The following is a 24,798-nucleotide window of genomic DNA, read 5'->3' on the forward strand; positions in this document are numbered from 1 at the left end:
CCGATCCGGCAGGTGACGAGGGGGTGTGTCACACAGCACACTGACGAGCAACCGCAGAGCAGCCACTTCGAACGAGATCGGGCACACATGACTGAGACGCTTCGCAACTACATCGACGGAAAGTTCGTCGCCGCAGCCGCATCGGAGTCGTTCGCACTGGTCAGCCCCGTCGATGAGGCGGTCGTCGGGCACAGCCCGATCTCCGGTCCGGCCGATATCGAGGCCGCGGTCGCCGCCGCGGACCGCGCCTTCCCGGCGTGGAAGGCCGCCACCCCGAGCCAGCGTCAAGCCGCCTTGTTGAAGCTGGCCGATGCGATCGAGGCGAATTCCGAGGCGCTGGTCGAGGCGCAGTGCCGCGAGACCGGCCAGCCCAAGCACCTGGTCGCCAGCGAGGAAGTCGCCGCCGGGGCCGATCATCTGCGTTTCTTCGCCGGTGCGGCGCGCATGTTGGAAGGCAAGTCCGCCGGCGAGTATCTGACCGGATTCACCTCCTACGTGCGCCGCGAGCCCGTCGGCGTCATCGGCCAGGTGACCCCCTGGAACTACCCGCTCATGATGGCCATCTGGAAGATCGGCCCGGCGCTGGCCACCGGAAACACGGTGGTGCTCAAGCCGAGTGACACCACCCCGGGCAGCACGCTGAAGCTCGCCGAGCTTTCGCAGGGCATCCTCCCGAACGGGGTGCTGAACGTGGTGCTCGGAACCGCCGCCAGCGGCGCGGCCCTGGTCGGCCATCCCCGGCTGGACATGGTGGCCATCACCGGTTCGGTGCGTGCGGGCATCGCGGTGGCGACCGCGGCGGCCGAGCAGGTCAAGCGGGCGCATCTGGAACTCGGCGGCAATGCTCCCGTGGTGGTGTTCGGCGATGCCGATCTGGCGCTGGCCGCCGATCGCATCGGCGATGCCGCGTTCTTCAACGCCGGACAGGACTGCACGGCCGCCACCCGCGTGCTGGTGCACGAGTCCGTGCACGACGATCTGGTCGCGGCACTGGTGAAGAAGGCGCAGACCGTGAAGCCGGGCCTGCCCGACGATCCCGACGCGGCGTACGGCCCGCTCAACAACATCCGCCACTTCGAGTCGGTCACCGGCAAGCTCGCCGCGCTGCCCGCGCACGCCACCATCGCCACCGGCGGCGAACGTGTCGGCGAGACCGGGTTCTATCTCGCGCCGACCGTCATCACCGGTGTGCGCCAGGACGATCCGATCGTGCAGGAGGAGACCTTCGGCCCGATCATCACCGTGCAGCCTTTCGCCGACGAGGACGAGGCGATCCGCCTGGCCAACGACGTGGACTACGGCCTCGCCTCGAGCGTGTGGTCCCGTGATCACGGTGTGGTGCAGCGTGTCTCGGCCGCACTGGACTTCGGCGCAGTGTGGGTGAACTGCCACATTCCGCTGGTGGCCGAGATGCCGCACGGCGGGTTCAAGCGCTCGGGCTACGGCAAGGATCTCTCCGCCTACGGCGTCGAGGACTACACCCGCATCAAGCATGTGATGAGCGCGCACGACTGACCGCGCTACCTCAATTCCCTCTCCGCAGAAGGATTTCCGAATGACAGAGGTCACCTACCGACTCCCGCAGCAGCGGGTGCTCAACACCGAACTACCGGGCCCGCGCTCGCAGGAGCTGGCCGCGCGTCGCAAGGCCGCCGTCGCCGCGGGCGTGGGCTCCACCGCGCCGGTGTACGCGGCCGATGCCGACGGCGGCGTCATCGTGGACGTCGACGGCAATTCGCTCATCGACCTGGCCGCCGGTATCGCGGTCACCAATGTCGGCGCGTCGCATCCGAAAGTCGTTGCGGCGGTGCAGGAGCAGATCGAGCGCTTCGCCCACACCTGCTTCATGGTGACCCCCTACGAGGCGTACATCGAGGTCTGCGAGCGGCTGGCCGAGCTGACCCCGGGTGATCATGAGAAGCGCAGTGTGCTGTTCAACTCGGGCGCGGAAGCCGTGGAGAACGCGATCAAGGTGGCGCGCCTGGCCACCGGCCGCACCGCGGTCGTCGCCTTCGATCACGCCTACCACGGCCGCACCAACCTCACCATGGCGCTGACCGCGAAGAACATGCCCTACAAGGCGCATTTCGGCCCGTTCGCGCCCGAGGTGTACCGCATGCCGATGTCCTACCCGTTCCGCGACGGCGGCCAGGACGGCGTAGCCGCGGCACGGGAGGCGATCTCGCGCATCGAGAAGCAGATCGGCGCAGATTCCCTCGCCGCGATCATCATCGAACCGATCCAGGGTGAGGGCGGATTCATCGTTCCCGCACCGGGATTCCTACCGACCCTGGTCGAGTGGGCGCGCGCCAACGGCGTCGTGTTCATCGCCGACGAGGTGCAGACCGGCTTCGCCCGCACCGGCGACTGGTTCGCCTGCGAGGCCGAAGGCGTTGTGCCCGACATCATCACGATGGCCAAGGGCATCGCCGGCGGTATGCCGCTCTCGGCCATCACCGGCCGCGCCGACCTGCTCGACGCCGTGCACGCGGGCGGCCTGGGCGGCACCTACGGCGGCAATCCGGTGGCCTGTGCCGCCGCGCTGGCCGCCATCGATGCCATCCGCGAGCACGATCTGCCCGCCCGCGCCCGCCACATCGGCGAGGTGGCGACGGCACGCTTCACCGAACTGGCACAGCGTGTTCCGGCCATCGGCGAGGTCCGCGGCCGTGGCGCGATGCTGGCTCTCGAATTCGTCCGCCCCGGCACCACCGAGCCCGACGCCGCGCTCACCGCGGCCGTCGCCAAGCGCTGTCTGGAGCAGGGTGTCATCACCCTGACCTGCGGCACCTACGGCAATGTGATCCGCCTGCTGCCCCCGCTGGTGATCAGCGACGAACTGCTCGACGAGGCGCTGACGGTGCTGTGCACCGCCATCGGCGACCTCGCTGTCTGAAACCCGGTCAAGGAGAACGATGTTGGAGTACGACCGGATCAGCGAGCTGGTCCCCACCGGTGTCTGGATCGACGGCGCGTCCGCACCGGCCGCTTCGGAAACCACCTTCGCGGTGCACAATCCGGCGACCGGTGAGCTGCTCACCGAGGTCGCCGACGCTTCCGGCGTGGATGCGCTGCGCGCCCTGGACTCGGCCTGCCGCGTCCAATCCACCTGGGCCGCAACCGCTCCGCGTGAGCGCTCGGCGATTCTGCGCCGCGCCTGGGAGATCCTGATGGATCGCACCGAGGAGATCGCGCTGCTGATGACCTTGGAGATGGGCAAGACCCTCGCCGAGGCCCGCGGCGAGGTCGCCTACGGCGGCGAGTTCCTGCGCTGGTTCAGTGAGGAGGCGGTGCGCATCGGCGGCCGCTACACCGACTCCCCCGCCGGAACCGGCCGCATCGTGGTCACCAAGCAGCCGGTCGGCCCGTGCCTGGCGATCACGCCGTGGAACTTCCCGCTGGCCATGGGTTCTCGCAAGATCGGCCCCGCGCTGGCCGCGGGCTGCACGGTCATCGTGAAGCCGGCCGAGGACACCCCGCTCACCATGCTGGCCCTGGCGCGGATCTTCGCCGAGGCCGGACTGCCCGGGGGCGTGCTGTCGGTGCTGCCGGGCAGCGATGCCGCCGCCATCACCGCGCCGCTGCTGGCCGACCCGCGACTGCGCAAGGTGACCTTCACCGGTTCCACCCGCGTCGGCAAGCTGCTGCTGCGCCAGGCCGCCGACAATGTGCTCCGGACGTCGATGGAGCTGGGCGGTAACGCTCCCTTCATCGTATTCGAGGACGCCGATCTGGACGCAGCACTGGCCGGGGCCATGGCGGCGAAGATGCGCAATGGCGGCGAGGCGTGCACCGCGGCCAATCGCATCTACGTGCACAACTCGATTCGGGCAGAGTTCGCCGCCCGGCTGGCGGAGAAGATCGGCGCGCTGCGTGTCGGTCCCGGCCACGAGCCCGGCGTGGACACCGGTCCGCTGATCAACGAGCGGCAGCGGAATTCCGTTGCCGCCCTGGTCCAGGACGCGGTCGAGTCCGGTGCGGTGATCCGCACCGGCGGCAAGGCCATCGACGGACCCGGCTGGTTCTTCCAGCCCACCGTCCTCGACGAGGTGCCGCGCACCGCCCGCATGCACCGCGAAGAAATCTTCGGTCCGGTCGCCGCCATCTACGGATTCGACACCGAGGACGATGTCGTGGCCGCGGCCAATGACACCGAATACGGCTTGGCCGCCTACTTCTACACCCGCGACCTGGATCGAGCGCTGCGGGTGTCGAACGCGCTGGACGCGGGCATGGTCGGCGTGAACCGCGGCGTCATCTCCGATCCGGCGGCACCGTTCGGCGGGGTCAAACAGTCCGGTCTGGGCAGCGAGGGCGGCTCCGAGGGGATCGATGAATACCTCGACACCAAATACGTCGCGCTGACCCGTTGACGTCATCCGGCGCACCGGCCCCTGAGCCGGATTCCGCGCCCACCCGATTCCGGTGCCCTCCCACCGGATCGGTTCTCCATCGGCGAGGTGACGGCTGTGCCCCACGGGTTTTCGACGCCACCAGACCCAGTACGAGGAGCTTGGATGCTCGTGCAGAATGCTTCCGAGGCGACAATGCCGTCGCGTGATACTCGAGGACTGTTGCCCGACCCCGAAGCCGCGAGCGGTAAGGGATTGGCCACCAACAAGGTCGGCACCATTGCCGGAGCGGTCCTGAGTATCGCGTCCATCGCACCCGCCTACACCACCACCGCCAGCCTGGGCCTGATCGTCGCGGCGGTCGGGTTGAAGATGCCCGCGCTGCTGATCGCCGGATTCATCCCGATGTTCCTCGCGGCCTACGCGTATCGCGAGTTCAGTACCGAAACCCCGGACTGTGGAGCGTCTTTCACCTGGTCCGCCCGCTCGCTGGGCCCCTACGTCGGCTGGATGGCGGGCTGGGGATCGGTCATCGCGGTCGTCATCGTGCTGGCCAATATCGCGGCGGTGGGGGCGCAGTTCCTCTACCTGTTCATCGGGCGGCTGGTTCATTCGGAATCCATTGCGGCCCTGGGTGACAACAAGCTGATCAATATCGTGACCACGCTGGCCTTCCTGGCAGCGGCCGGGTGGGCGGCCAGTCGCGGGATCAGCTCGAGTGAGCGCACCCAGTATGCGTTGGTCGGCTTCCAGCTTGTGGTGTTGCTGCTGTTCGCGGGGATCGCGCTGGCCAAGGCGATGAGCGGGGACGCGCCGTCGGGGTTGAGCTTCGACATCGACTGGTTCAACCCGTTGACCGGACTCACGCTGGGCGCGTTCGCGATCGGCCTGATCGGGTCGGTCTTCATGTACTGGGGCTGGGATACCGCGCTGACCCTCGGCGAGGAGTGCAAGGATCCGAAGCGCACGCCGGGCCGGGCCGGGCTGCTGTCGATCCTCACCGTGCTGGGCACGTATCTGCTGCTGGCCGTGGCGCTCATGTGGTACGCCGGTGTCGGCGACACCGGCATCGGCCTCAGCGGTCCCGACGCGCGCAACAATGTGTTCGGCGCGCTGGCCCAGCCGGTGATGGGCGGGGCGGGCGAACTGCTGCTGTTCGCGGCCGTGCTGGTCTCCACCATCGCCAGCCTGCAGGCCACCTTCCTGCCCGCGGCGCGCGCCATGCTGGCCATGGGTACCTTCAAGGCGCTGCCGGAGCGGTTCGCCAGCGTGCATCCGGTGTATCAGGTGCCGCGTTTCGGAACCGCGGTCGCCGCCGTCGTGGCGGGCGGCTTCTACGCCATCACCGCACTGCTGTCGCAGCACGTGCTGCTGGATACCATTGCGGCGCTGGGCATCATGATCTGCTGGTACTACGGCATCACCGCCTTCGCCTGCGTCTGGTACTTCCGCGAGCGCTGGTTCGCCTCGGCCCGCGACTTCCTGTTCAAACTGCTGTTCCCGCTGCTGGGCGGCAGCATGCTGCTGGTCGTCTTCGTCATCTCGGTGCGAGAGAGCCTCAAGCCCGAAGTCGGCAGCGGCGCTTCGATTTTCGGCGTCGGCCTGGTGTTCTACCTCGGCTTCGGGATTCTGGCGCTGGGCGCGGTGCTGATGCTCGCGCAACGCTGGCGGCAGCCCGAGTACTTCCGCGGCCACACCCTGCCGCGCGCCGTCTCCGGCGACCCGATGCCGCAATAGCCAAGGCCCCCAATCCATTTCGAGAAGGAGATCCGGAGTAGTCATGAACATCATCACCTGTTTCGAACCGCCCGTCTCACACGCGCGAGTCGACGCCCCGGTCCGCGAGCCGCTGCGCGTGGCGCTGGTCCAGCATCGCTGGCAGGCCGACGGCGCGGCCCTGCGCGCCGAGCTGAACGAGGGCATCGCCAAGGCCGCCGAACTCGGGGCCAAGGCGGTCTTCCTGCCCGAGGTGACCTTCAGCAAGTACCCGGCCTTCGTGCGCGGCGGCGCGAATCCGGCCGCCGACGCGGAGGATCCGGACTCCGGGCCGACCTTCACCTTCGCGGCCGAGGCGGCGCTCGAGCACGGTGTGTTCGTGCACGCGTCGCTCTACGAGCGGGCGGATCAGGGCGACGGGCTCGGCTTCAATACCGCGATCCTGGTGTCCCCCAAGGGCGAACTGGTCGGGCGCACCCGCAAGCTGCACATCCCGATCAGCGCCGGCTACTACGAGGACACCTATTTCCGGGCGGGACCCGCCACCGAAGAGGCATATGCGCCGCACAGCCATCCCGATCTCGGTGATGTGCGCATCGGCATGCCGACCTGCTGGGACGAATGGTTCCCGGAGGTCGCCCGCATGTACTCCCTGGCCGGTGCCGATGTCATCGTCTACCCGACGGCCATCGGCTCGGAACCCACCTTCCCCGCCTTCGACACCCAGCCGCTGTGGCAGCACGTGATCGTCGGCAACGGCATCACCGCCGGCACCTTCATGATCGTGCCCAACCGCTACGGCGACGAAGGCGAAATCACCTTCTACGGTTCGTCTTTCATCTCCGATCCGTACGGCCGTGTGCTGGTGCAGGCCCCGCGCGACGAATCCGCGGTGCTGGTCGCGGATCTGGATCTGGATCAGCGCAAGGATTGGCTGACGCTGTTCCCGTTCCTGGACACTCGCCGCCCGGATACCTACGGGCGACTGACCGCGCCGGTCGAGCGCGAATACCCCTTCGGGCGGGCGTGATGACGGCCGCGGGAGCCCCGGCCTGGCGCATGCCCGCCGAGCACGCGCCACACCGACGCACCTGGATGGCGTTCCCGCCCGTGGGTTCGGAGATCACCGCGACCCCCGAGGCGGTCGACGAGGCACGGGTCGCGTGGACGGCTGTCGCCCATGCGGTCGCCGAGTTCGAGCCGGTCACCATGGTCGTCGATCCGGCCGATGCCGCCGCTGCCCGGCGCCTGCTGTCGGGTGCGATCGACCTGCTCGAAGCACCCCTCGACGATGCCTGGATGCGGGACATCGGACCGACCTTCACGCATGCCGCGGACGGGTCCGTCGCCGCCGTGGACTGGGTCTTCAACGGCTGGGGACAACAGGATTGGGCCCGGTGGGGCAACGATTCGGCGATCGGCCGTGCGGTCGCCACGGCGGCCGGGGTCCCGATCGTCGATTCACCGCTGGTGAACGAGGGCGGCGGCATCCAGGTGGACGGCGCGGGCACGGTCATCCTCACCGAGACCGTGCAGTTGGATCCCTTCCGCAATCCCGGACTCACGAAAGCCGACGTGGAGGCCGAGTTGCGCCGCACCATCGGCACCGACCATGCGATCTGGCTGCCGCGCGGGCTGTGGCGGGATTCGCAGCGCTTCGGCACCCGCGGGCACGCCGACATCGTGGCCGCGCTGCCGTCACCGGGTGTCGTGCTGGTGCACGATCAGCGGGATCCGGAGCATCCCGACCATGAGCTCAGCCGCGAACTCGTCAAGCAGTTCGCGACCGAAACCTCCCCCGCTGGAACACCTTACGAGGTGATCCCGGTGCCCGCCCCGCGCACGCTGCGCGACGAGGAGGGTTTCGTGGACTACAGCTACATCAATCACTACGTCTGCAACGACGCCGTCATCCTGTGCGGCTTCGACGACCCGGCCGATGCCGAGGCCGCCGACATCCTGTCCCGGGTGTATCCCGGCCGCACCATCGTGACCGTCGACGCCCGGGCGATCTTCGCGCGCGGCGGTGGCATCCACTGCATCACCCAGAATGAGCCGCTCCCGGCTCGCTGACCCGCACCGCAGGTCGCGGGGTTGATCCGGCCCGCGCACGCCGATTCGGCGAATGAGGGGCGGGCCGGCTCACCGAAACGTCGCGGGCACGATCGTGACCGCGCGCACATACTGAACTAGCAACCATCGGGTTATCCGATGCTGTCGAATTACCGGTAAGGAGCTCTCGTGGCTGTCATCACTCGTGACGTCGTGATCGTCGGGGCCGGACCGTCCGGTCTGACCGCTGCCGCTGAACTGCGGAAGGCCGGCCTCTCGGTGGCCGTCCTGGAGGCCCGCGATCGGGTCGGCGGCCGCACCTGGACCGGCGACATCGACGGGGCCATGATCGAGATCGGCGGCCAGTGGCTCTCGCCCCACCACACCGCCGCGCTGGCCCTGGTCGAGGAGCTCGGCCTGAAGACATTCTCCCGCTATCGCGACGGCCAATCCGTGTATCTCGCCGCGGACGGCACCCGGCAGCAGTTCACCGGCGATGTCTTCCCCGCGCCCGCCGAGACCGCCGCCGAAATCGACCGGCTGCTGAACCTGCTCGACGGTCTCGCCGCCGAGGTCGGTGCGGACGAGCCGTGGACGCATCCGCAAGCGGCGGAACTGGATTCGGTGCCGTTCAGCATCTGGCTCGAGCGCCAATCCGACAACGAGTACGCCCGCGAGACCGTCTCGTTCTTCGTCGCCGGGGCCATGCTGACCAAGCCCGCGCACACCTTCTCCACCCTGCAGGCCCTGCACATGGCCGCCGCCCAGGGCTCCTACACCGCGCTGGCCACCGACACCTTCATGCTCGACAAGCGCGTTATCGGTGGCATGCAACAGGTTTCGCAGCGGCTGGCGGCTGCGCTGGGCTCGGACGTCCATCTGAACGCGCCGGTGCGCAAGGTCCGCTGGTCGGACACCGGCGTCACCGTCTTCGCCGACGGCGACCTCGAGGTGCAGGCGGATCGCGTCGTACTCGCGGTGCCGCCGAACCTGTACGCGGGCATCAGCTTCGATCCCCCGCTACCGCGCCGCCGCCACCAGATGCACCAGCACATGTCCTTCGGATTCGTCGTCAAGGTGCACGCGGTCTACGAAACCCCCTTCTGGCGCGCAAAGGGATTGTCCGGCACCGGTTTCAGCGACACCGACCTGGTTTCGGAGGTGTACGACAACACCAATCACGGCATGGACAACGGCGCCATGGTCGGCTTCATCGCCCACACGCAGGCCGACGCCTACTTCGCCATGGACGCAGCGCAGCGCAAGCAGGCCGCCCTCGACTGCCTCGTCCGCTACCTCGGCCCCGAGGCCGCGAATCCGGTCGTGTTCTACGAATCCGACTGGGGCACAGAGGAATGGACCCGCGGCGCCTACGGCGTCAGCTTCGACCTGGGCGGTCTGACCCGCTACGGCCACGATCACCGCGACCCGGTCGGCCCCATCCATTTCTCCTGTTCGGACCTCGTCGGCCCGGGCTTCCAGCATGTCGACGGCGCGGTCCGCATGGGCCGACGCGCCGCGGCGACCATAGTCGCGCAACGCAGCCTCGTCTGACTCGGAACAGCAGAGTGGAGCCGGTCTTCGGACCGGCTTCACTCGTTTCCGCGAGCTGCCGCACGAACGGAATTCGGTCAGCCGATGAGGTGGGCGGTGATCACCGGGGCGAGCCGGGACGCGAGGGTCGCTATCGGCTCCGACGCGACCGGCTCGACCTTCAGGATGTAGCGCAGGTAGGCGATTCCCAGGAGTTGCGCCATGGCCAGGTCGATACGCAGCTCCGCATCGGGTCCCGGCAAGGCCGCCGCCAGGAGTTGATACAGCTGGCCCTGGATGAATTCGCGTGCGAGCGTGGCGGATTCCTCGTGGGTGGCCGCGCCGCGCAGGATCGCTTCCAGGCGGCCCCGCGATTCCGGGGTGTCCCAGAGTCCGAGGAAGACGCGGGTCAGGCGGTCGCCGATGCCGTTCAGGTCGCCGTCGAGGATGCGGGCGGCGATCTCCTCCGGGGCGAACGGCCAGCCCATGGTGGCCCGGAACAACCCTTCCTTGCTGCCGAAGTAGTGGCGGATCAGGGCCGGGTCCACGCCGGCCGCGGTCGCGATGTCGCGGACCGAGGTGCGGTCATAGCCGGTCTCCGCGAAGCGCTTTCGCGCGGTGTCGAGCAGCACCGCTCGGGTGTCTGCGCGGCCGGGTCGTCGTCCTATCGGTGGCATGGTTCCGGAAACTCTACACTCGTTGACTTTCTCGAGGCCGCGGAGCTACGGTTGAGGAGTTAATTCCACAAGTGAGGAGTTTCCTCCCATGCCGATGCCACGCTGGGTTGCCCAGACCAATAAATTCGGCCTCAACCAGGTCACCCGCTTCCTCGCCCCGTGGCTGCCGGGGTGGGGTCTGGTGGTGCACCGCGGCCGGAAGTCCGGTCGCACCTTCACTACTCCGCTGTGGGTCTTCCGGCGCGGCGACGACTTCGTCATCGCCCTGACTTACGGCAGCAAGTCCGATTGGGTGCGCAATGTGGAGGCCGCCGGGTCGTTCGAGCTCGTGCATCTGGGTCGCCGCCACGAGCTCACGAACCCCCGCGTCTATCACGACCCCCGGGCCACCGATATGCCGCTGCCGATTCGGCTCATGCTGCGCTACGTGCTCAACGTCCCCGATTTCCTGCGAGCCGGCAGCGCAGCCTCGGTTCCGAAAGCGGCGTGACGACCCGGAAACCGCAGCGCGACAACGACTATCCCGCCTAGTTTGCCGAGAGTTCGGCGCGGAATTCTCCGGGGGTCTGACCCGTCCAGCGATGGAAGGCTCGCCGGAGAGTTCGGGCGTCGGTGTAGCCGGCGCGGGCGGCGACGGATTGGATGGAATATCCGGTGTCGCGCAAGAGATTGGTGACCTGGTCGCGCCGAACATGTTCGACTTCGGCGCGCCAGGTGCTGTCCACTTCGCGCAGGCGGCGCTGCAGGGTGCGGGGGCTGATCGCCAGGCGGCAGGCGATCGTGTCGAGGGCGAGGTCGCCGCGGATCATCGCGTCCGAGATCGCGTGGTGCAGTTTGCCTCGCCAATCCGGGACCTGGCGGGAAGCTTCGAGTTGCAGTTCGGCGTAGTGGCAGAGCATGTCGCCCAGCATCGGATCGTCTCCGGTGGGCAGCATGCCCACGTCGAGGAAGGTGATCTCGGAGAACGGTGCACCGAAATCGATGCAGCCGGTACCGAATTCGTCGATCAGATGCGGGAAGCGGTGAGTGACACGATGTGTGAAGGCGACGCGGACGGGGACGATGTGCTGTTTGGTCGCCGCGCGGACACGCTGCAGGATGAGCGAGAGCACGAACTCCTCGACCGGAATGAACAGCGGGTCGGATTCCTGCGCGACGCCGACGCGAACGGTGAGCAGTCGATCGTCTTCGAGCACCTCCCACACGACGGTGGGATCGGTGACCGCGGAACGGAATTCCATGACCGTGCGCAGACTGTCGGCCAGGGTCGCGCGGCTGGTGAACAGATAGTCCCAAACCCCGAGAGCCCCACGCTCGGCGGTTGCCGATACGCACAGACCCGCGCCGGGGCCACCGACCGAGCCGATCAATTCCCACAGCCGCCAGGCCGACTCGATCGGCACTCTGAGATGCTCTTCACCGGAGCTGTACTTGTCGACGCCCGATACGCCGGCGATATGCCCATGTGATGCACCGACTCTCAATGCCGCGTCCTGGAGCACGACGGCAGTGCGCATCGGGATGGTGCCTTCAATCATGTTGCCGAGACTAACAAGTAACAAACCGGTCGGCCTGTTACTTGATTTCGCCCCTTGCCGAGAGCTCGGACGGGATCCTCGACGCCACCTCTTTGTGGGTGTCGGAAGCCGCGTCGAGGGAGTCCGCGAGGGCCATCAACTGTTCGACGGTCTCACCGTGCCGACGCCGGAAGTCGGCACGCGCGGTGCCACGCCGGAAGGAGTAGAAGGCGCGGCCGGACTCCAATTGCCAGGTGTACCAGAACAGGTAGGGCACCGTGAGCGCGAAATTGACGATGCCCCAGACGATCCAGACGTCGTTGTTGAACCAGCCGTCCGACGGCATCACCTTCGGGAAGATGTTGTAGATGGCGATCACCAGCATCAGCACCGGCAGCGTGTAGATGCGGGCCATGATGTAGAGCTCGGGACGCCGCTTGACCAGCGGGTAGATCTCGGCGATCGCGAGAATGCAGATGCTCGCGGCGAAATGCTCCTCCTCGGGCGGATACCCGCCGAAGGTGAAGCACAGATTCCAGGTCGTGTAGAGGAAATTCCACGCCATCGTGGTGTAGGCGACGAGTTCGGCGTTGCGGCCGGGCAGCACCTCCCAGAAGCGGGGGCAGTACGGAATGGTCAGGCACAACCCCAGGCCGACCGCCGCGTTCCAGTAGTTGCCGATCTCGGTGTCGCGCAGGGTCGCCTCGGCGATATTGAGGAACAGGATCGCGTACGGAAACCAGAGAAACCGGGGGTTGCGCAGTAACTCCCAGACCCGGCCCGCGCGCTGCTCGGCGTGTGCGATCCGCATCGCCCCGACCAGGGTCAGCGGGATGAGCACGGACAGGATCTTGGCCCACGAGAACCAGTTGACCAGACCGATATCGCGCCCCGGACCCCAGATCCAGAGCGGAAACGTCAGCAGCGACAACCCCCAGACCCACATGGCCGGGCGCGGGTGCCCGCGCATGTAATCCACGATCAGCCACAGGATCGCGCAGAACACGAGCATCGACACCGCCGTCACCCAGGTGAACGGTGCTGGGTTGCCGGTAACCGCCTCGGAGGCCGCACTGATCATGGGAGCACTGCCTTTCGCTGTCCAGGTTCGTGGTTCGCATACCTCGGTGAGCAGGCTGTTTCCGGCCAATCATGATCGGGTCGGAGAGCGAAATGAGGATGCCGCGCCGGATCCCTTTCGTGGATCACCGACGCTTCGGCCGAAAGAGCCGGACACTCAGGGGTATCGACATCCTGGAGGTTGACCCATGCCCGAAGGCACTGTCCCGCTTCCGGGAACCCACGATTGGCATATCACCGACCGGGAGTACGCGCGGCAGGAGACGCACCGGGGACGACGATTCGCCTACCCGCGGATCGATCCGCGGCGGACCGCCCTGGCCGTGATCGATATGGTGCCGCTCCATGTCGGCGACAACCCCTACGGTCGCGCGATCGTGCCAAATATCAACCGGCTGGCCGAAACCCTGCGGGCCGCAGGCGGAACCGTCGCCTGGGTACTGCCGGTGACAGGGCCACCTTCCGAGCAGGCGATCGAGTTCTTCGGCCCGACCATGGCCGAAATCTTCAGCAGTCCAACAGTTTCCGGACCACTACCGACCCGCCTGTGGTTCGAGCTGGCCACCCGTGATGGTGACCTGTTCGTCGACAAATCCGCAGCCAGTGCCTTCTTCCCGGGCCGCTGCGACCTACCGCAGCTACTCGAAAAGCGAGGCATCGACACCGTCCTGATCACCGGAACCGTCACCAACGTCTGCTGCGAATCCTCCGCGCGAGACGCCTCCACCCTCGGCTACCGAGTCATCATGATCGCCGACGCGAACGCCACCCGCACCGACCGCGAACACAACGCCACCCTCCACACCATCTACCGCTCGTTCGGCGACGTCCGCACAACTTCCGACGTACTCGACATGATCGGACAGCAAGACCCGAATCGTACGGGCAAAGAAGCGCCGACCAGCTGACGAATTGGGCCTTTCGCCCAACTCGACCCCACACGCCCCCTGAGATATTGGAGGATTCGCGGCTGCGCCACCAATGTGACGGCGATTACATTTCCGAACGAAACGTATTGCTCGCCGACTGAGGAAATGCCATGTTCGAACTCGATCTCACGCGCAGATCCATCGCGCGCGGAGGAACCTGGCTATCCCTCGCCGCAACCCTCGCCGCCCCCCTGTCCGCACTGGTGATCCTCATCTACCACGGCATGTGAAAAGGCAGCAGCCCGTCAGGGGATCGGCCGATCGTGTGCTCCCGAAATACGATCGACCGCGCTCAGAACTGGGCGCTCAGGAATCCGGTGAACAACACCAAGAATCCCCCGACCTCACCCCCGATGAGCGCCACCATAGCCAGGCGGGTCGAGGCGTTGATGTCACCGTGGAACTGGTTGGTGGTGTCCCTACGCCGGCCGTGCCAGGCGTAGGTGGCTATCGCGGAAACGAAGAAACCCAGGATCACCAGATCGGCGGTGAGATTCACTGCGGTCGGCCAGGCACTGAGTTCGGTGAAGACGGCTACCAGGATGCCCGCGAACGAATACATCAGTGCGGCACGGTGTGCGATGTCGACGTAGATGTGTGCAGCACCGTCGGGAGATGTACGGATGCCGTGATATTTCCAGACGCCGAGCAGCAGGGCCGACAGGAAGATGAGGCCGGTCACCAGCAAGGTGATTCGAGTGTCGAGCCCGAGGGCGATATTGGTCGCCATGGTGTAGAACTCCGGTTCTGTTCGGTCTCCCGCAGAGTGGGCCTCCACGGGTGCGATCGAAAGCGCAGCCGCGCATTCACTCCTCGCGGAGTTTGCGTTCCATCGCTTCCCATACTTCGCGGAGAGTGCGGGTGGTGGGGATGCCGTTCTTCGTTACGCAGATGCCGAAGGTGGACTCGAGTTCGGCGATCAGTTCGGTGCAGTCGGCGCTCATGTGGTGGCGTTCGGCGCGGAAGGCAGGGTGCGGTCGATGAAAGACACCATTTCGGCGATTGCCAGGCGGGATTCGGGGACTATCAGGGCTGCTGCTTGAAAGACGTGCACCTGTTGTAGCCAGACTTGGAATTCGCAGGGCACACCATGTTCCGCGAGCCGGGTAGCGAGGAGTTCGGCGTCGGGGAAGGTCATTTCCGTCGAGGTCGACTGGATCAGGGTGGGTGGGAGGCCGGTGAGGTCGCTGTCGACGGGGGAGAGCAGCGGGTGTGTGCCGTTGGCGCGTTGGGCGTTTCGGGTGAAGATCGGGACTGCTGCTACCGGGAATACGTCGCAGGTCGCGGCGGTCAGGGCGGAGGTCATGCGGGTGGTGTCCCAGCCGGTGAGGGGGGACATGGTGGTGAGGGCGCCGGGTAGTGGGAGTCCCTCGTCGCGGGCGGTGAGGGCGGTCGCGAAGGTCAGGTATCCGCCGGCCGAATCACCCATGAAGGCAATGCGTTCGGGCGGCACGCCGAGGGCCAGTAGGTAGCGGTAGGCGGCGAGGCAGTCGTCGATCGCGTCGGCGATGGAGTGCCTGGGCAGCATTCGGTAGTCGACGCTCAGCACGGGTGCCGAGAGCGCCTTCGCGTACCGGCCCACGAGTTGCCGGTGCAACCATCTGCCGCCCACATAGAAGGCACCGCCATGGAAGTAGAGCACCACGCGATCCCCGCGAGGCTCGGCCGGTTCGACGAGTTCGCCCCGGCAGTTCGCGAGCGTGATCCACTGTCGTTCGAGCCCGCGCGGCGACCACAGGAACCTGCCGAAATGGTCGGCGGCCCGGTACGGCCACGGCAGCTCCGAAGATTTGGCCCACAGCCACAGCAGCGGTTTCAGGGTGTAGCGCACCAGTCGGCGCACGACCCGCGATTGCCAACTGCCACCGGGGAATTCGGAATAGACGACCTTGGCGGGGGCGGATTCACGGCTGTCGCCTCGCGCAGAGCTCACATTTTCCGGCACGGAAGACCTACCCCCAATCGACCGCGCGAAAGCACAGCGACCTCGACGATGATGAGAGAAACAGTAGCGTACCCCACTCGACCCTGCCACCCGCACGACCGCGACCGCACACCACTCCCCCGGACTGTGCGATGGCACGGTATTCCATTGCTACCGTGGTCGGATGAGTGTTCCGGCCGACGTCGACCGCCTACCGAGAGGCCCGCACGGGTTGACTCGTGAGGAAGTCGCCGATTCCCAATTGGCGCGGCTCTACACCGCGATCATCGACGCCGTCGCGGAGCACGGGTATCACGCCGTCAGCGTCGCCGATCTGGTGTCGCGCGCCAAGATTTCGCGCCGGACCTTCTACGAGTTGTTCGACTCCAAGGAATCCTGCTTCGCGGCGGCCTTCGAGGTGCTCGTCGAGGTCGCGACCGGGCGGCTCACCGCGGCCGTGGTACTCGTCGAACCCTTCGATTGGCAGCAGCTGGTTCGCGATTCGCTCGCCGCCTACCTGCGGATCCTGTCGGAGGAACCCGCCACCGCGCGGGCCCTGCACATCGAAGCGCCCATCGCGGGCCCGGCCTTCGCGGCCTATCGCACCCGGCTCATGGCGGTCTTCGCGGGTCGAATGCGCGCCGCCCGCGAGGTCGCCGTCCAGCAGGGGGAACTGACCGGCCACCTACCCGATGCGATCTACGAGTTCCTGATCGGCGGCATCGACGACCGTATTCGCGATTGCCTGCAGACCCGCGGCCCGGCAGCCCTTCCCGATCTGGAACCCACCCTCTCCTACGTCGCTCTCACCCTGCTGGGCTCGACACCGGAGGATAATTCGGGCTAGACAGCGGACCGCCCGAGGAGTGTGCCGAATGTGGTGGCAGTTGATTGTTGTTGCGCTGCTGGGCATCACGGTGATCACGGTGTCCCGGCGGCTGTGGCCGCCGCGGAATCGCGGTCTGGGCAACGAGGTCGCCGACAATGACGGCGATTCCGCGCACGAGTGGGGTGGATTGGCCGGGTTGCTGGCTGCCGGAATCGGGCGGTTTCTGAAACCAAGGGTGTGGCCGCGGATTCAGAGGCGACTCGACAGCCAGCGGGAGCGGCGGGAAGGTCGCGGACGTTAGGCAGCCGGGGGTTTGACGCAGGTGAACTGCATGACGTCGATGAGGCCGGAGCGGAAGCGGTCGGCGCACCCGGTCAGGTAGCGCTGGTAGGTGTCGTAGGTTTCGTTGCCGCACAAGCCGATTGCCTCGTCGCGGTGTTCGCTCAGCGCGGCCGCCCAGTGATCGAGGGTGCGGGCGTAGTGCAGTTGCAGGGCGTGGATGCGCTCGACTTCGAAGCCGCCCGCCTCGGCGTATTCCTTGACGCCACCGAAGGCGGTGCTGGTGGGGAAGGGCAGGCACCCGTTGGGGAAGATGTCCTTGCGGATGAATTTCAGGAACTCGACATCGTCACGGGTGTAGCTGATCCCGCGACCGTGCAGATCGCCCTGCGTGTACATCACGATGGTGTGCAACAGCATTCGACCGTCGGCGGGCATCGCCGCGTAGGCGAAGTCGAAGAAGTCGGGATACCGCTCCTTACGGAAGTGTTCGAACGCTCCGATGCTGACGATGCGATCGACCTGTCCGTCGAACTCCTCCCAGCCCTGTAACCGGACCTCGGCGTGACGACCGCCGGGCGCGCGCCGGTCGAGCTGTCCGCGGATGTAGTCGTGCTGATTGCGGCTCAGGGTCAACCCGATGACGTTGACGTCATAGGCGTCGAGGGCGCGCAGCATGGTCGACCCCCACCCGCATCCGACATCGAGCAGCGTCATGCCCGGTCGCAGGTCGCATTTGCCCAGTGCGAGATCGATCTTCGCGCGCTGGGCCTGTTCGAGGGTGTAGTCGGGGCGTTCCCAATAGGCGCAGCTGTAGGTGCGCGAGGGATCGAGGAACAGTGCGAAGAAGTCGTCGGACAGGTCGTAGTGGGCCTGGATGTCGTCGAAGAAGGGGGCGTGACGGGTCACGGGTTCGGACCTCCGGTGTCGTGTGAGCACACATCGATTACCGACTAGTCGGTGCGCTGCCGGTCGGCGATGGGTCGCCCGCATGTGATCTGAGTCACTCCTCGGATGCGCCTCGAATTAAACCAACCGGTCACCAAACCCTTGGCCGTGGCCACCCGAACCCCTGTCCAAGTTCGCTGCTCCACCTTCCGCTGTGTCCGTGCACCAACGAAGGATCGATCGCGATGGCCATGTCCGCTTGCCTCCCCGAGACCGAACTCTCCCACCGCTTGGCAGGTCTGCTCACCGAGGTGGGCCGCGGCGACAGCGATGCCTTCACCACGCTCTATCGGCTCACCCATCACCGGGTGCTGGGCTTCGCGGGATGGGTATTGCACGACAGATCGGCCGCCGAAGACGTCGCGCAGGAGGTGTTCCTCCAGGTCTGGTCGCAGGCAGGGCGCTATGACGCGTCCATGGCCAGCCCGATGGGGTGGATCAAGATGCTCACCCACCGCCGCGCCGTGGACCGCGTCCGCAGCGAATCCTCGGCCACGCGCCGCGATGTGCTCTACGGCGAGACCCACATCCACCGCGACCACGACACCGTGCTGGAAGTCGTCGAACAGCACTTCGAGGAACGCGAGGTCGCCCGCTGCCTCGACACGCTGACCGAGCGCCAACGCGAAAGCATCGTGCTCGCCTACTACGGCGGACAGTCCTACGACGAGATCGCCGTGCGCCTGGGTACCCGCCCCTCGACCGTGAAAACCCGCATCCGCGATGGCCTTCGCCGACTGTCGGCCCGCCTGGACGACACGGTCGACCGGTGAGGAGGTACGCCCCCGATCGACCGTGTCGGTCGAGGGCGTACCGAGCGACTCAGTACTGGTGACAGCTACCGACGACCTGGGTCATCTTGGGGCCGAAGTCCGCATTGTCGGTGGCGGTGACGCCCATCTGCTGCTGTTGGGTGATCAGCGCCTGGAACGCGGCCCGGCGCTCGGCGACCGGCCGGTCGTAGGCGGTCTTCAACGCGGCCTTCTGCGCCGGAGCCGCGTCGAGCTGCGCGGCCGTGTCGGGTGCCGCATCGTGCAGCGCGGCGTCGATCTGGGTGAACGAGCAACTCGAGCTCAGCAGGGGTTCGAGATCGCTCATCGGGTCGGCGGCCGCGGCACCCGCCCCGGATAGTGCCGCCGTGGCGAAACCGGTGATCATCATCGCGACGGTGACCGCGGACCGCGTGCTCATCAACCTCATGCGGGATCGACCTTTCGTAGTGGCTGGATCTGCGACGGAGCCCGGCCGGCGACCGGACCCCCAGCAGAGGTATCGGAGCCGACCGGGTTTCGGCTTGGTCGCCGCACGCCTCGACCAAACCTGCCCGGGACGCATGTCGAAATCCGGGTATGGGTGTGAGCGAACGGCGAGGCGGCCGATGAGCGATGTACGCGGCGGTCGGGATATCGCGGTGATCGGAAGTGGTGTCGCCGGTTTGACGGCCGCCTACGTGCTGGCGCTGACCGACCGGGTGACCCTCTACGAGAAGGACGAACGGCTGGGCGGCCACGCGCACACCCATGAGGTGGAGTTCGCGCCGGGCCGGCGGGTACGGATCGATTCCGGATTCATCGTCCACAATGACCGGACCTATCCGACGCTGTTGCGGCTGTTTCGCGAATTGGGCGTGCACACGCGCGAAACCGATATGTCCATGTCGGTACGTGCCGATGCCATCGGACTGGAGTACGCCGGGGCGAAGGGGCTGCCCGGACTGTTTCCGGCGGCCCGCACGCTGACCCGGCCGCGCTACCTCGGGATGCTCGCGGAGGTCCCGCGATTCCATCGCGCCGCCCGGAACCTGTTGCGGCAGAATGATTCCGGCGTCACGCTCGCGGAGTTCCTGCGACAGCACCGGTTCAGCCGGTATTTCCGGGACAACTTCATGACGCCACTGGTGGCGGCGGTGTGGTCGTGCGATCCGAGTGTCGCCGATCGGTATCCTGCGCACTACCTGTTCCGCTTCCTCGATCACCACGGCATGTTGAGCGTGTACGGCTCGCCGAGCTGGCGCACGGTGGTGGGCGGCTCCGGCCGCTACGTCGATAAGATCGCCGACCGAATCGATGAGATACACACCGGGACAGCGGTACTCGGTGTCGCCGAGCGCGGCGACGGGGTGCTGGTGACGGTGCCGGGTGGTGCGCGACGCTTCGACGCGGTCGTCATCGCCACCCATCCGCGGCAGGCACTGGCGATGCTGTCGGCGCCGAGCCCACTGGCAGAGTCGGTGCTGGGGGCCATGCCGTATTCGGTGAACCACGCACGGCTGCATACCGATGAGTCGCTGCTGCCGCGGGCGCGGCGGGCGCGGGCCTCCTGGAATTACCTCATTCCGCCGCAGCCGGGCGACGGCGTCATCGTGACCTACGACCTCACCAGGCTGATGGGACTCGAGCATGTGACGGACCGGAGGTTCCTGGTCACACTGGGCGGAGCCGACCGCATCGCACCGGAACACGTGATCGCCGAGATGACCTATGAGCATCCCATCTATACCCCGGAATCCGTTGCGGCGCAGCAGTATCTACCCAGCTTGAACAGTGATCGGCTGGCCTTCGCCGGGGCCTATCACGGGTGGGGATTTCACGAGGACGGCGCGCGTTCGGGTCTGCGGGCCGCGGAGCGGATCGGCGGACGCTGGGAGTCCCGGCCGGAATCGCCCGCCCCACGGGTGGCCGCGCGATGAATGCTCCCGCACCGGCTCTCTACTTCACGCGGATCTCGCACGTGCGGCGAGCTCCCGTGCACCACGAGTTCGAATACCGCGGTTACAGCTGGTATTTCGATCTGGCTGCCCCGCCGCGCCTGCCGATGCCGCTGCGGCCGCTGGGGTATTTCCGGGCCGCCGATCACCTCTCCGGTCCGGGAGACGACCTGCGGAGCCGGGTCGACGCGGTGCTCACCGAACACGATATCGACTGTGCGGGTGGGCACGTCACCGGACTGATGTCCGCGCGAGCGCTCGGCTATGTCTTCGATCCACTGACCGTGTTCTGGTGTCACGGCCCCGACGGAGGGCTACGCTGCGTGATCGCCGAGGTGCACAACACCTATGGCGGCCGCCATTCCTACGTGCTACGCCCGGACGCCGACGGCCGCGCGCTGGCCGACAAGCGTTTCTACGTCTCGCCGTTCAACGCCGTGGACGGCCGCTACCATCTGCGGCTCCCGGAACCGGCGGAGGGCCTGGCACTGCGGATCGTGCTGCGGCGCGACGGCGTGCCGCCCTTCTTCGCCTCGATGACCGGTCAACGCCTGCCGGTGACGACCGGCACGATCCTGCGCGCCCAGCTGCGTGCTCCGCTGTCCCCCTGGCTGACTGCCGCGCGCATCCGCCGCCAGGGAATCGCCTTGTGGGCGCGGGGATTACCGATCGTCCCGCGACCGTGCCGCCCCGATTCTCGAAGGAGCAACCCATGACCCGATCCTGCCTCGACACGGTGGGAACCGGACTCGTCCCGCCGGTGCCGACCGGACTGCGGGCGCGGCTGCTCGCCGACGGCTGCGCGCTGCTGTTCCGCCGGGCGATGTCGCGGCTGCCGGTGCGCGTCGAGTACCCCGACGGCACCGTCTTCGGCATCGGCGCCGACACCGAGCCCCGGCCTCGGATGATCCTTCGGCATCCGGACGCCTTCTTCGCCCGGGTCGGCACCCAGGGACTCATCGGTTTCGGCGAGTCCTACCTCGCGGGCGAGTGGACGTCGCCGGATCCGACCGCCGTGCTGACGGTGCTCGCCGAGAGTCTGCCGCGCCTGGTTCCCGCTCCGCTGCAACGACTCCGCTTCGCGTTGCTGCCCTCTCCCCCGGCGAGTGAACGCGGGACAGCGGAGAACGCGCGCACCAATATCGAGCATCACTACGACCTGTCCAACGAGTTGTTCGGACTCTTCCTCGACGAAACCATGACGTATTCCGCTGCGCTGTTCGAGGATTCGAGCACCGCGTGCTGGGAACAGTTGGCCGAGGCGCAACGTCGCAAGGTCGACCGGCTGCTCGACGACGCCGGGGTGCGCGCCGGCACCCGGGTGCTCGAAATCGGTAGCGGCTGGGGCGAATTGTGTGTGCGGGCCGCCGCGCGCGGGGCCACGGTGCATTCGGTGACGCTGTCGGCCAGGCAACTGGAGCTGGCCCGGATCCGGGTGGCCGCGGCGGGATACACCGATTCGGTCGTCCTCGAATTGCGGGATTACCGCGATGTGCGTGGCGAGTACGACGCCATCGTCTCGGTTGAGATGATCGAGGCCGTCGGCTACCGCTACTGGCCCGTCTACTTCGATCAGCTCGACGCACGGCTGGCCCCGGGCGGGCGGGTGGCGCTGCAGGCGATCACCATGCCGCACAACCGGATGCTCGCCACCCGGCACACCCACACCTGGATCCAGAAGTACATCTTCCCCGGCGGATCCTTGCCCTCCACCAGGGCGATCGAGTCCGCGGCGGGCCGCACCCGGCTGCGGGTGCGCGAACGGCGTTGTCTCGGTGCGCATTACGCCGAGACGCTGCGCCTGTGGCGGGAGCGATTCGACAATCGCGCGCCGGAGGTCGCGGCGCTGGGGTTCGACGCGACCTTCCGCAGGCTGTGGCAGTTCTACCTCGCCTACTCCGAGGCGGGATTCCGCTCCCGATACCTCGATGTCCAGCAGATCGTTCTCGACCGGCCCGAGGAGCACCCGTGAATATCGCCACCCGCCTCGAATCCGCCCTGCGGCCCTTGCTGCGCGGGCCGCTGCCGGTGCGGCTCAACGCCTGGGACGGCAGCACCGCCGGACCGCTCGACGCCCCGCGCGTGGTGCTCAGCGGTCCGCGCGCATTGCGCCGAATCCTCTGGCACCCTGGCGAACTGGGTGCCGCGCAGGCTTATGTCACCGGAGAGATCGACGTCGACGGGGACCTGGGCGAGGCGCTGAGCACCGTGTGGCGCACCGTCGACGCCCGCGGCATCGGGCGGCCGCGGCCAGCGGATCTCGCGCGGTTGGCCCTCGCGTGCGCGCGGACCGGTGCGCTCGGTCCCCGTCCGGCCGCGCCGTCCACCCAGGCTCGGCTGCGCGGCAGGCGCAATCAGCAGGAGCGGGATCGCGCCGCAATCAGCCACCACTACGACGCCTCCAACGATTTCTATCGGTTACTGCTCGACCCGTCGATGGCCTACTCGTGCGCCTACTTCGCGAACGGCGCGCCCGAGATCGCCGCCGACAGTGTCGAGTTGGCGCGGGCTCAGCGCGACAAGTTGGATCTGGTCTGCGACAAGCTCGAACTCCAGCCCGGTATGCGGCTGCTGGATGTGGGTTGCGGGTGGGGATCGCTGTCGCTGCACGCCGCGGAGCATTACCGCGTGGAGGTCGTCGGCATCACGATCTCCCGGGCACAGCAGCAGTACATCGAAAAGTGCGTCGCGCAAAGGGGACTCGGCGGGCTGGTGCACGTGCGGCTGCTCGACTATCGCGATCTCACCGACACCGGTTTCGATGCGGTCGCCTCGCTCGAGATGGGTGAGCATGTGGGCGAACGCAATTACCCGCGCTACGCCCGTGCCCTGCACGATGCCGCCGCTCCCGGCGCGCCGGTGCTGGTGCAGCAGATGTCGCGGCGTGGACGGCATCCCGGCGGCGGGCCGTTCATCGAATCGTTCATCGCCCCCGATATGGCCATGCGTCCGGTGGGTGACACCATCGCGCGCCTCGAGGACGCCGGACTGGAAGTGCGGGACGTGCAGGCGCTGCGCGAGCATTACGTGTGGACCGCACACGCGTGGCTGCGCCGGCTGGAGGACCGCTGGGATGACGCGGTGGCGCTGCTCGGGGTGGAGGGTGCGCGCACCTGGCGGCTGTATCTGGTGGGCGGCGCGCTCGCCTTCGAACAGGGCCGGATGGGGGTGGATCAGATCGTGGCCCGCCGACCGGCCGCCGCGACCGCGGCGCTGCGCCGTCCGCTACGGACGGTGGTGCCGTCATGAACTGGGATGCGGTGCAGCGGGTTTGGCTGTTGTCCGCGGCCGCGCTGGTGCTGCTGCATACCGGGACCTACCTGGTCGGCAGGCGTGCCGGGCGCTACAACGTGGTGGATGTGGTCTGGGGTATCGGGTTCGTAGTGGTCGCCGGGGTCGCGATGATCGCCGGTGACGGATCGGTGCTGCGGCGGGTCGTGCTCTTCGCGCTGGTGGCGATCTGGGGGTCGCGGCTGAGCTGGTATCTGGCGCGTCGAACCGCGGGGCGGGGTGAAGATCCTCGCTACAGCGTGCTGCTGGACCGGCACGGTCGGTCGCCGGGGGTGGTGATCACCCGCATCTTCCTCACCCAGGCCGTGGCGCAGTGGGTGATCTCGCTGCCCATCCAGGTGTCCGCCGTCGCCGGCGCGACCCGGGGCCCGGCGTGGTGGGTGTTCGGCGCGGGGGTCATCGTCTGGTCCGTCGGGTTCCTGTTCGAGACGGTCGGCGATCGCCAACTCGCCCGCTTCCGGGCCGATCCGGGCAATCGCGGTCGGATCATGGATGGCGGGCTGTGGGCGTGGACCCGGCACCCGAACTACTTCGGTGACTGCTGCGTGTGGTGGGGTGTGTGGCTGATCGCGGCGTCCGCCTGGCCGGGGGTGCTGACCGTGTTCGCACCGGTCATCATGTCGTATGTGCTGATTCGCGGCACCGGTGCCCGACTGCTGGAACTGACGATGCGCAGTCGTCCCGGATACACCGAATATCAAAGTCGCACAGCATATTTCTTTCCGCGACCACCGAGGCTGTCAGCGAAGGAACACAATTCGCCTAATTCCGACAAAACATCGCACTGAAACAATCGAATTCGACCGATCCTCCAACGAATCCCGCTCGGGCAAGTACCGTTTCAGCGCAGCCGAAAATTGCGTGGAACTGTGAGGAATCCTTTGACCGAATCCGAACGACCAGCACTGTCCTTCCCGCCGGCCGAGCCTCCCCCGTTTCCACCCGCGGAACGAGCGGTATCCAG

Annotated in this window: 25 protein-coding genes; 17 read left to right on the forward strand and 8 right to left on the reverse strand. The window is 67.2% G+C overall.

Annotated features, from left to right (window positions below):
• Window positions 1-87: 87 nt before the first annotated feature.
• From ACFXHA_RS34065 to ACFXHA_RS34095, 7 genes are all read left to right on the forward strand, one after another.
• On the forward strand, window positions 88-1,515 hold the full coding sequence (locus ACFXHA_RS34065) for a gamma-aminobutyraldehyde dehydrogenase (protein WP_379363493.1): 1,428 nt from the start codon (window positions 88-90) through the stop codon (window positions 1,513-1,515).
• A 40-nt stretch (window positions 1,516-1,555) separates the two neighbouring features.
• Window positions 1,556-2,896 (forward strand): 4-aminobutyrate--2-oxoglutarate transaminase, encoded by a 1,341-nt coding sequence (gabT, locus tag ACFXHA_RS34070; RefSeq protein WP_379363495.1) that lies wholly within the window; start codon window positions 1,556-1,558, stop codon window positions 2,894-2,896.
• Between the two features lie 19 nt (window positions 2,897-2,915).
• Window positions 2,916-4,373 (forward strand): NAD-dependent succinate-semialdehyde dehydrogenase, encoded by a 1,458-nt coding sequence (locus tag ACFXHA_RS34075; RefSeq protein ID WP_379363497.1) that lies wholly within the window; start codon window positions 2,916-2,918, stop codon window positions 4,371-4,373.
• A 174-nt stretch (window positions 4,374-4,547) separates the two neighbouring features.
• On the forward strand, window positions 4,548-6,089 hold the full coding sequence (locus ACFXHA_RS34080) for an APC family permease (protein ID WP_379363915.1): 1,542 nt from the start codon (window positions 4,548-4,550) through the stop codon (window positions 6,087-6,089).
• A gap of 43 nt (window positions 6,090-6,132) precedes the next feature.
• On the forward strand, window positions 6,133-7,098 hold the full coding sequence (locus tag ACFXHA_RS34085) for a nitrilase-related carbon-nitrogen hydrolase (RefSeq protein ID WP_379363499.1): 966 nt from the start codon (window positions 6,133-6,135) through the stop codon (window positions 7,096-7,098).
• The gene (locus ACFXHA_RS34090) at window positions 7,098-8,141 is read left to right on the forward strand and encodes an agmatine/peptidylarginine deiminase (protein WP_379363501.1); all 1,044 of its coding nucleotides are present in this window, start codon (window positions 7,098-7,100) and stop codon (window positions 8,139-8,141) included. Before ACFXHA_RS34085 ends, ACFXHA_RS34090 begins: the two co-directional genes overlap by 1 nt.
• 168 nt (window positions 8,142-8,309) lie before the next feature.
• Entirely contained in the window at window positions 8,310-9,674 is a 1,365-nt protein-coding gene (locus tag ACFXHA_RS34095) for a flavin monoamine oxidase family protein (RefSeq protein ID WP_379363503.1), read from the forward strand.
• Between the two features lie 77 nt (window positions 9,675-9,751).
• Here the strand turns inward: ACFXHA_RS34095 and ACFXHA_RS34100 are convergent, their stop codons facing one another.
• Window positions 9,752-10,330 carry a TetR family transcriptional regulator gene (locus tag ACFXHA_RS34100; protein ID WP_379363505.1) on the reverse strand — a complete coding sequence of 193 codons (579 nt, stop codon included), beginning with the start codon at window positions 10,328-10,330 and terminating at the stop codon, window positions 9,752-9,754.
• Between the two features lie 88 nt (window positions 10,331-10,418).
• Here ACFXHA_RS34100 and ACFXHA_RS34105 point away from each other — a divergent pair, with 88 nt between their 5' ends.
• The gene (locus tag ACFXHA_RS34105; RefSeq protein WP_379363507.1) at window positions 10,419-10,820 is read left to right on the forward strand and encodes a nitroreductase family deazaflavin-dependent oxidoreductase; all 402 of its coding nucleotides are present in this window, start codon (window positions 10,419-10,421) and stop codon (window positions 10,818-10,820) included.
• A gap of 37 nt (window positions 10,821-10,857) precedes the next feature.
• On the opposite strand, the gene ACFXHA_RS34110 is transcribed toward ACFXHA_RS34105, so the two are convergent.
• Entirely contained in the window at window positions 10,858-11,868 is a 1,011-nt protein-coding gene (locus ACFXHA_RS34110) for a helix-turn-helix domain-containing protein (RefSeq protein ID WP_379363509.1), read from the reverse strand.
• 37 nt (window positions 11,869-11,905) lie between these two features.
• Window positions 11,906-12,928, reverse strand: a complete 1,023-nt coding sequence (locus ACFXHA_RS34115; protein WP_379363511.1) for a hypothetical protein — start codon at window positions 12,926-12,928, stop codon at window positions 11,906-11,908.
• A gap of 187 nt (window positions 12,929-13,115) precedes the next feature.
• On the opposite strand from ACFXHA_RS34115, the gene ACFXHA_RS34120 reads away from it, so the two are divergent.
• Window positions 13,116-13,835 (forward strand): isochorismatase family protein, encoded by a 720-nt coding sequence (locus ACFXHA_RS34120; RefSeq protein ID WP_379363513.1) that lies wholly within the window; start codon window positions 13,116-13,118, stop codon window positions 13,833-13,835.
• 313 nt (window positions 13,836-14,148) lie between these two features.
• Here the strand turns inward: ACFXHA_RS34120 and ACFXHA_RS34125 are convergent, their stop codons facing one another.
• The 3 genes from ACFXHA_RS34125 to ACFXHA_RS34135 form a co-directional block, all read right to left on the reverse strand.
• Window positions 14,149-14,586 carry a hypothetical protein gene (locus ACFXHA_RS34125; RefSeq protein WP_379363917.1) on the reverse strand — a complete coding sequence of 146 codons (438 nt, stop codon included), beginning with the start codon at window positions 14,584-14,586 and terminating at the stop codon, window positions 14,149-14,151.
• A 76-nt stretch (window positions 14,587-14,662) separates the two neighbouring features.
• The gene (locus ACFXHA_RS34130) at window positions 14,663-14,800 is read right to left on the reverse strand and encodes a hypothetical protein (RefSeq protein ID WP_379363515.1); all 138 of its coding nucleotides are present in this window, start codon (window positions 14,798-14,800) and stop codon (window positions 14,663-14,665) included.
• Window positions 14,797-15,789, reverse strand: coding sequence for an alpha/beta hydrolase (locus ACFXHA_RS34135; RefSeq protein WP_379363517.1), 993 nt, complete (start codon window positions 15,787-15,789; stop codon window positions 14,797-14,799). The genes ACFXHA_RS34130 and ACFXHA_RS34135 overlap by 4 nt, the downstream gene beginning before the upstream one ends.
• A gap of 175 nt (window positions 15,790-15,964) precedes the next feature.
• Here ACFXHA_RS34135 and ACFXHA_RS34140 point away from each other — a divergent pair, with 175 nt between their 5' ends.
• Together ACFXHA_RS34140 and ACFXHA_RS34145 are read left to right on the forward strand one after the other, a co-directional pair.
• Window positions 15,965-16,627 carry a TetR/AcrR family transcriptional regulator gene (locus tag ACFXHA_RS34140; RefSeq protein ID WP_379363519.1) on the forward strand — a complete coding sequence of 221 codons (663 nt, stop codon included), beginning with the start codon at window positions 15,965-15,967 and terminating at the stop codon, window positions 16,625-16,627.
• A 28-nt stretch (window positions 16,628-16,655) separates the two neighbouring features.
• Window positions 16,656-16,910 (forward strand): hypothetical protein, encoded by a 255-nt coding sequence (locus ACFXHA_RS34145; RefSeq protein WP_379363521.1) that lies wholly within the window; start codon window positions 16,656-16,658, stop codon window positions 16,908-16,910.
• Here ACFXHA_RS34145 and ACFXHA_RS34150 read toward each other — a convergent pair.
• A complete protein-coding gene (locus ACFXHA_RS34150) occupies window positions 16,907-17,797 on the reverse strand; it encodes a cyclopropane mycolic acid synthase family methyltransferase (protein WP_379363523.1) in 891 nt (296 codons plus the stop codon). The genes ACFXHA_RS34145 and ACFXHA_RS34150 overlap by 4 nt on opposite strands.
• 224 nt (window positions 17,798-18,021) lie before the next feature.
• Between ACFXHA_RS34150 and ACFXHA_RS34155 the strand changes: the two genes are divergently transcribed.
• Entirely contained in the window at window positions 18,022-18,609 is a 588-nt protein-coding gene (locus ACFXHA_RS34155) for a sigma-70 family RNA polymerase sigma factor (RefSeq protein ID WP_379363525.1), read from the forward strand.
• A gap of 49 nt (window positions 18,610-18,658) precedes the next feature.
• On the opposite strand, the gene ACFXHA_RS34160 is transcribed toward ACFXHA_RS34155, so the two are convergent.
• The gene (locus ACFXHA_RS34160; protein ID WP_379363527.1) at window positions 18,659-19,027 is read right to left on the reverse strand and encodes a hemophore-related protein; all 369 of its coding nucleotides are present in this window, start codon (window positions 19,025-19,027) and stop codon (window positions 18,659-18,661) included.
• 187 nt (window positions 19,028-19,214) lie between these two features.
• Between ACFXHA_RS34160 and ACFXHA_RS34165 the strand changes: the two genes are divergently transcribed.
• From ACFXHA_RS34165 to ACFXHA_RS34185, 5 genes are read left to right on the forward strand one after another with little or no spacing between them, the layout of a single operon-like run.
• Window positions 19,215-20,525, forward strand: coding sequence for an NAD(P)/FAD-dependent oxidoreductase (locus ACFXHA_RS34165; RefSeq protein ID WP_379363529.1), 1,311 nt, complete (start codon window positions 19,215-19,217; stop codon window positions 20,523-20,525).
• Window positions 20,522-21,259 (forward strand): DUF1365 domain-containing protein, encoded by a 738-nt coding sequence (locus ACFXHA_RS34170; RefSeq protein WP_379363531.1) that lies wholly within the window; start codon window positions 20,522-20,524, stop codon window positions 21,257-21,259. Before ACFXHA_RS34165 ends, ACFXHA_RS34170 begins: the two co-directional genes overlap by 4 nt.
• Window positions 21,256-22,515, forward strand: coding sequence for a class I SAM-dependent methyltransferase (locus ACFXHA_RS34175; RefSeq protein WP_379363533.1), 1,260 nt, complete (start codon window positions 21,256-21,258; stop codon window positions 22,513-22,515). The genes ACFXHA_RS34170 and ACFXHA_RS34175 overlap by 4 nt, the downstream gene beginning before the upstream one ends.
• Entirely contained in the window at window positions 22,512-23,792 is a 1,281-nt protein-coding gene (locus ACFXHA_RS34180) for a class I SAM-dependent methyltransferase (protein WP_379363535.1), read from the forward strand. Before ACFXHA_RS34175 ends, ACFXHA_RS34180 begins: the two co-directional genes overlap by 4 nt.
• The gene (locus tag ACFXHA_RS34185) at window positions 23,789-24,622 is read left to right on the forward strand and encodes a DUF1295 domain-containing protein (RefSeq protein ID WP_379363537.1); all 834 of its coding nucleotides are present in this window, start codon (window positions 23,789-23,791) and stop codon (window positions 24,620-24,622) included. The genes ACFXHA_RS34180 and ACFXHA_RS34185 overlap by 4 nt, the downstream gene beginning before the upstream one ends.
• The last annotated feature ends 176 nt before the right edge of the window (window positions 24,623-24,798 follow it).

The organism is Nocardia sp. NPDC059240, from assembly GCF_042753865.1.
Lineage (GTDB): Bacteria > Actinomycetota > Actinomycetes > Mycobacteriales > Mycobacteriaceae > Nocardia.

Excerpts from the sequence above, each read along its gene's own strand:
- ACFXHA_RS34065 (WP_379363493.1), top strand. The coding sequence starts at position 88 with ATGACTGAGACGCTTCGCAACTACATCGACGGAAAGTTCGTCGCCGCA.
- gabT (WP_379363495.1), top strand. The coding sequence starts at position 1,556 with ATGACAGAGGTCACCTACCGACTCCCGCAGCAGCGGGTGCTCAACACC.
- ACFXHA_RS34075 (WP_379363497.1), top strand. The coding sequence starts at position 2,916 with ATGTTGGAGTACGACCGGATCAGCGAGCTGGTCCCCACCGGTGTCTGG.
- ACFXHA_RS34080 (WP_379363915.1), top strand. The coding sequence starts at position 4,548 with ATGCCGTCGCGTGATACTCGAGGACTGTTGCCCGACCCCGAAGCCGCG.
- ACFXHA_RS34085 (WP_379363499.1), top strand. The coding sequence starts at position 6,133 with ATGAACATCATCACCTGTTTCGAACCGCCCGTCTCACACGCGCGAGTC.
- ACFXHA_RS34090 (WP_379363501.1), top strand. The coding sequence starts at position 7,098 with ATGACGGCCGCGGGAGCCCCGGCCTGGCGCATGCCCGCCGAGCACGCG.
- ACFXHA_RS34100 (WP_379363505.1), bottom strand. The coding sequence starts at position 10,330 with ATGCCACCGATAGGACGACGACCCGGCCGCGCAGACACCCGAGCGGTG.
- ACFXHA_RS34105 (WP_379363507.1), top strand. The coding sequence starts at position 10,419 with ATGCCGATGCCACGCTGGGTTGCCCAGACCAATAAATTCGGCCTCAAC.
- ACFXHA_RS34110 (WP_379363509.1), bottom strand. The coding sequence starts at position 11,868 with ATGATTGAAGGCACCATCCCGATGCGCACTGCCGTCGTGCTCCAGGAC.
- ACFXHA_RS34115 (WP_379363511.1), bottom strand. The coding sequence starts at position 12,928 with ATGATCAGTGCGGCCTCCGAGGCGGTTACCGGCAACCCAGCACCGTTC.
- ACFXHA_RS34120 (WP_379363513.1), top strand. The coding sequence starts at position 13,116 with ATGCCCGAAGGCACTGTCCCGCTTCCGGGAACCCACGATTGGCATATC.
- ACFXHA_RS34125 (WP_379363917.1), bottom strand. The coding sequence starts at position 14,586 with ATGGCGACCAATATCGCCCTCGGGCTCGACACTCGAATCACCTTGCTG.
- ACFXHA_RS34130 (WP_379363515.1), bottom strand. The coding sequence starts at position 14,800 with ATGAGCGCCGACTGCACCGAACTGATCGCCGAACTCGAGTCCACCTTC.
- ACFXHA_RS34140 (WP_379363519.1), top strand. The coding sequence starts at position 15,965 with ATGAGTGTTCCGGCCGACGTCGACCGCCTACCGAGAGGCCCGCACGGG.
- ACFXHA_RS34145 (WP_379363521.1), top strand. The coding sequence starts at position 16,656 with ATGTGGTGGCAGTTGATTGTTGTTGCGCTGCTGGGCATCACGGTGATC.
- ACFXHA_RS34155 (WP_379363525.1), top strand. The coding sequence starts at position 18,022 with ATGGCCATGTCCGCTTGCCTCCCCGAGACCGAACTCTCCCACCGCTTG.
- ACFXHA_RS34160 (WP_379363527.1), bottom strand. The coding sequence starts at position 19,027 with ATGAGCACGCGGTCCGCGGTCACCGTCGCGATGATGATCACCGGTTTC.
- ACFXHA_RS34165 (WP_379363529.1), top strand. The coding sequence starts at position 19,215 with ATGAGCGATGTACGCGGCGGTCGGGATATCGCGGTGATCGGAAGTGGT.
- ACFXHA_RS34170 (WP_379363531.1), top strand. The coding sequence starts at position 20,522 with ATGAATGCTCCCGCACCGGCTCTCTACTTCACGCGGATCTCGCACGTG.
- ACFXHA_RS34175 (WP_379363533.1), top strand. The coding sequence starts at position 21,256 with ATGACCCGATCCTGCCTCGACACGGTGGGAACCGGACTCGTCCCGCCG.
- ACFXHA_RS34185 (WP_379363537.1), top strand. The coding sequence starts at position 23,789 with ATGAACTGGGATGCGGTGCAGCGGGTTTGGCTGTTGTCCGCGGCCGCG.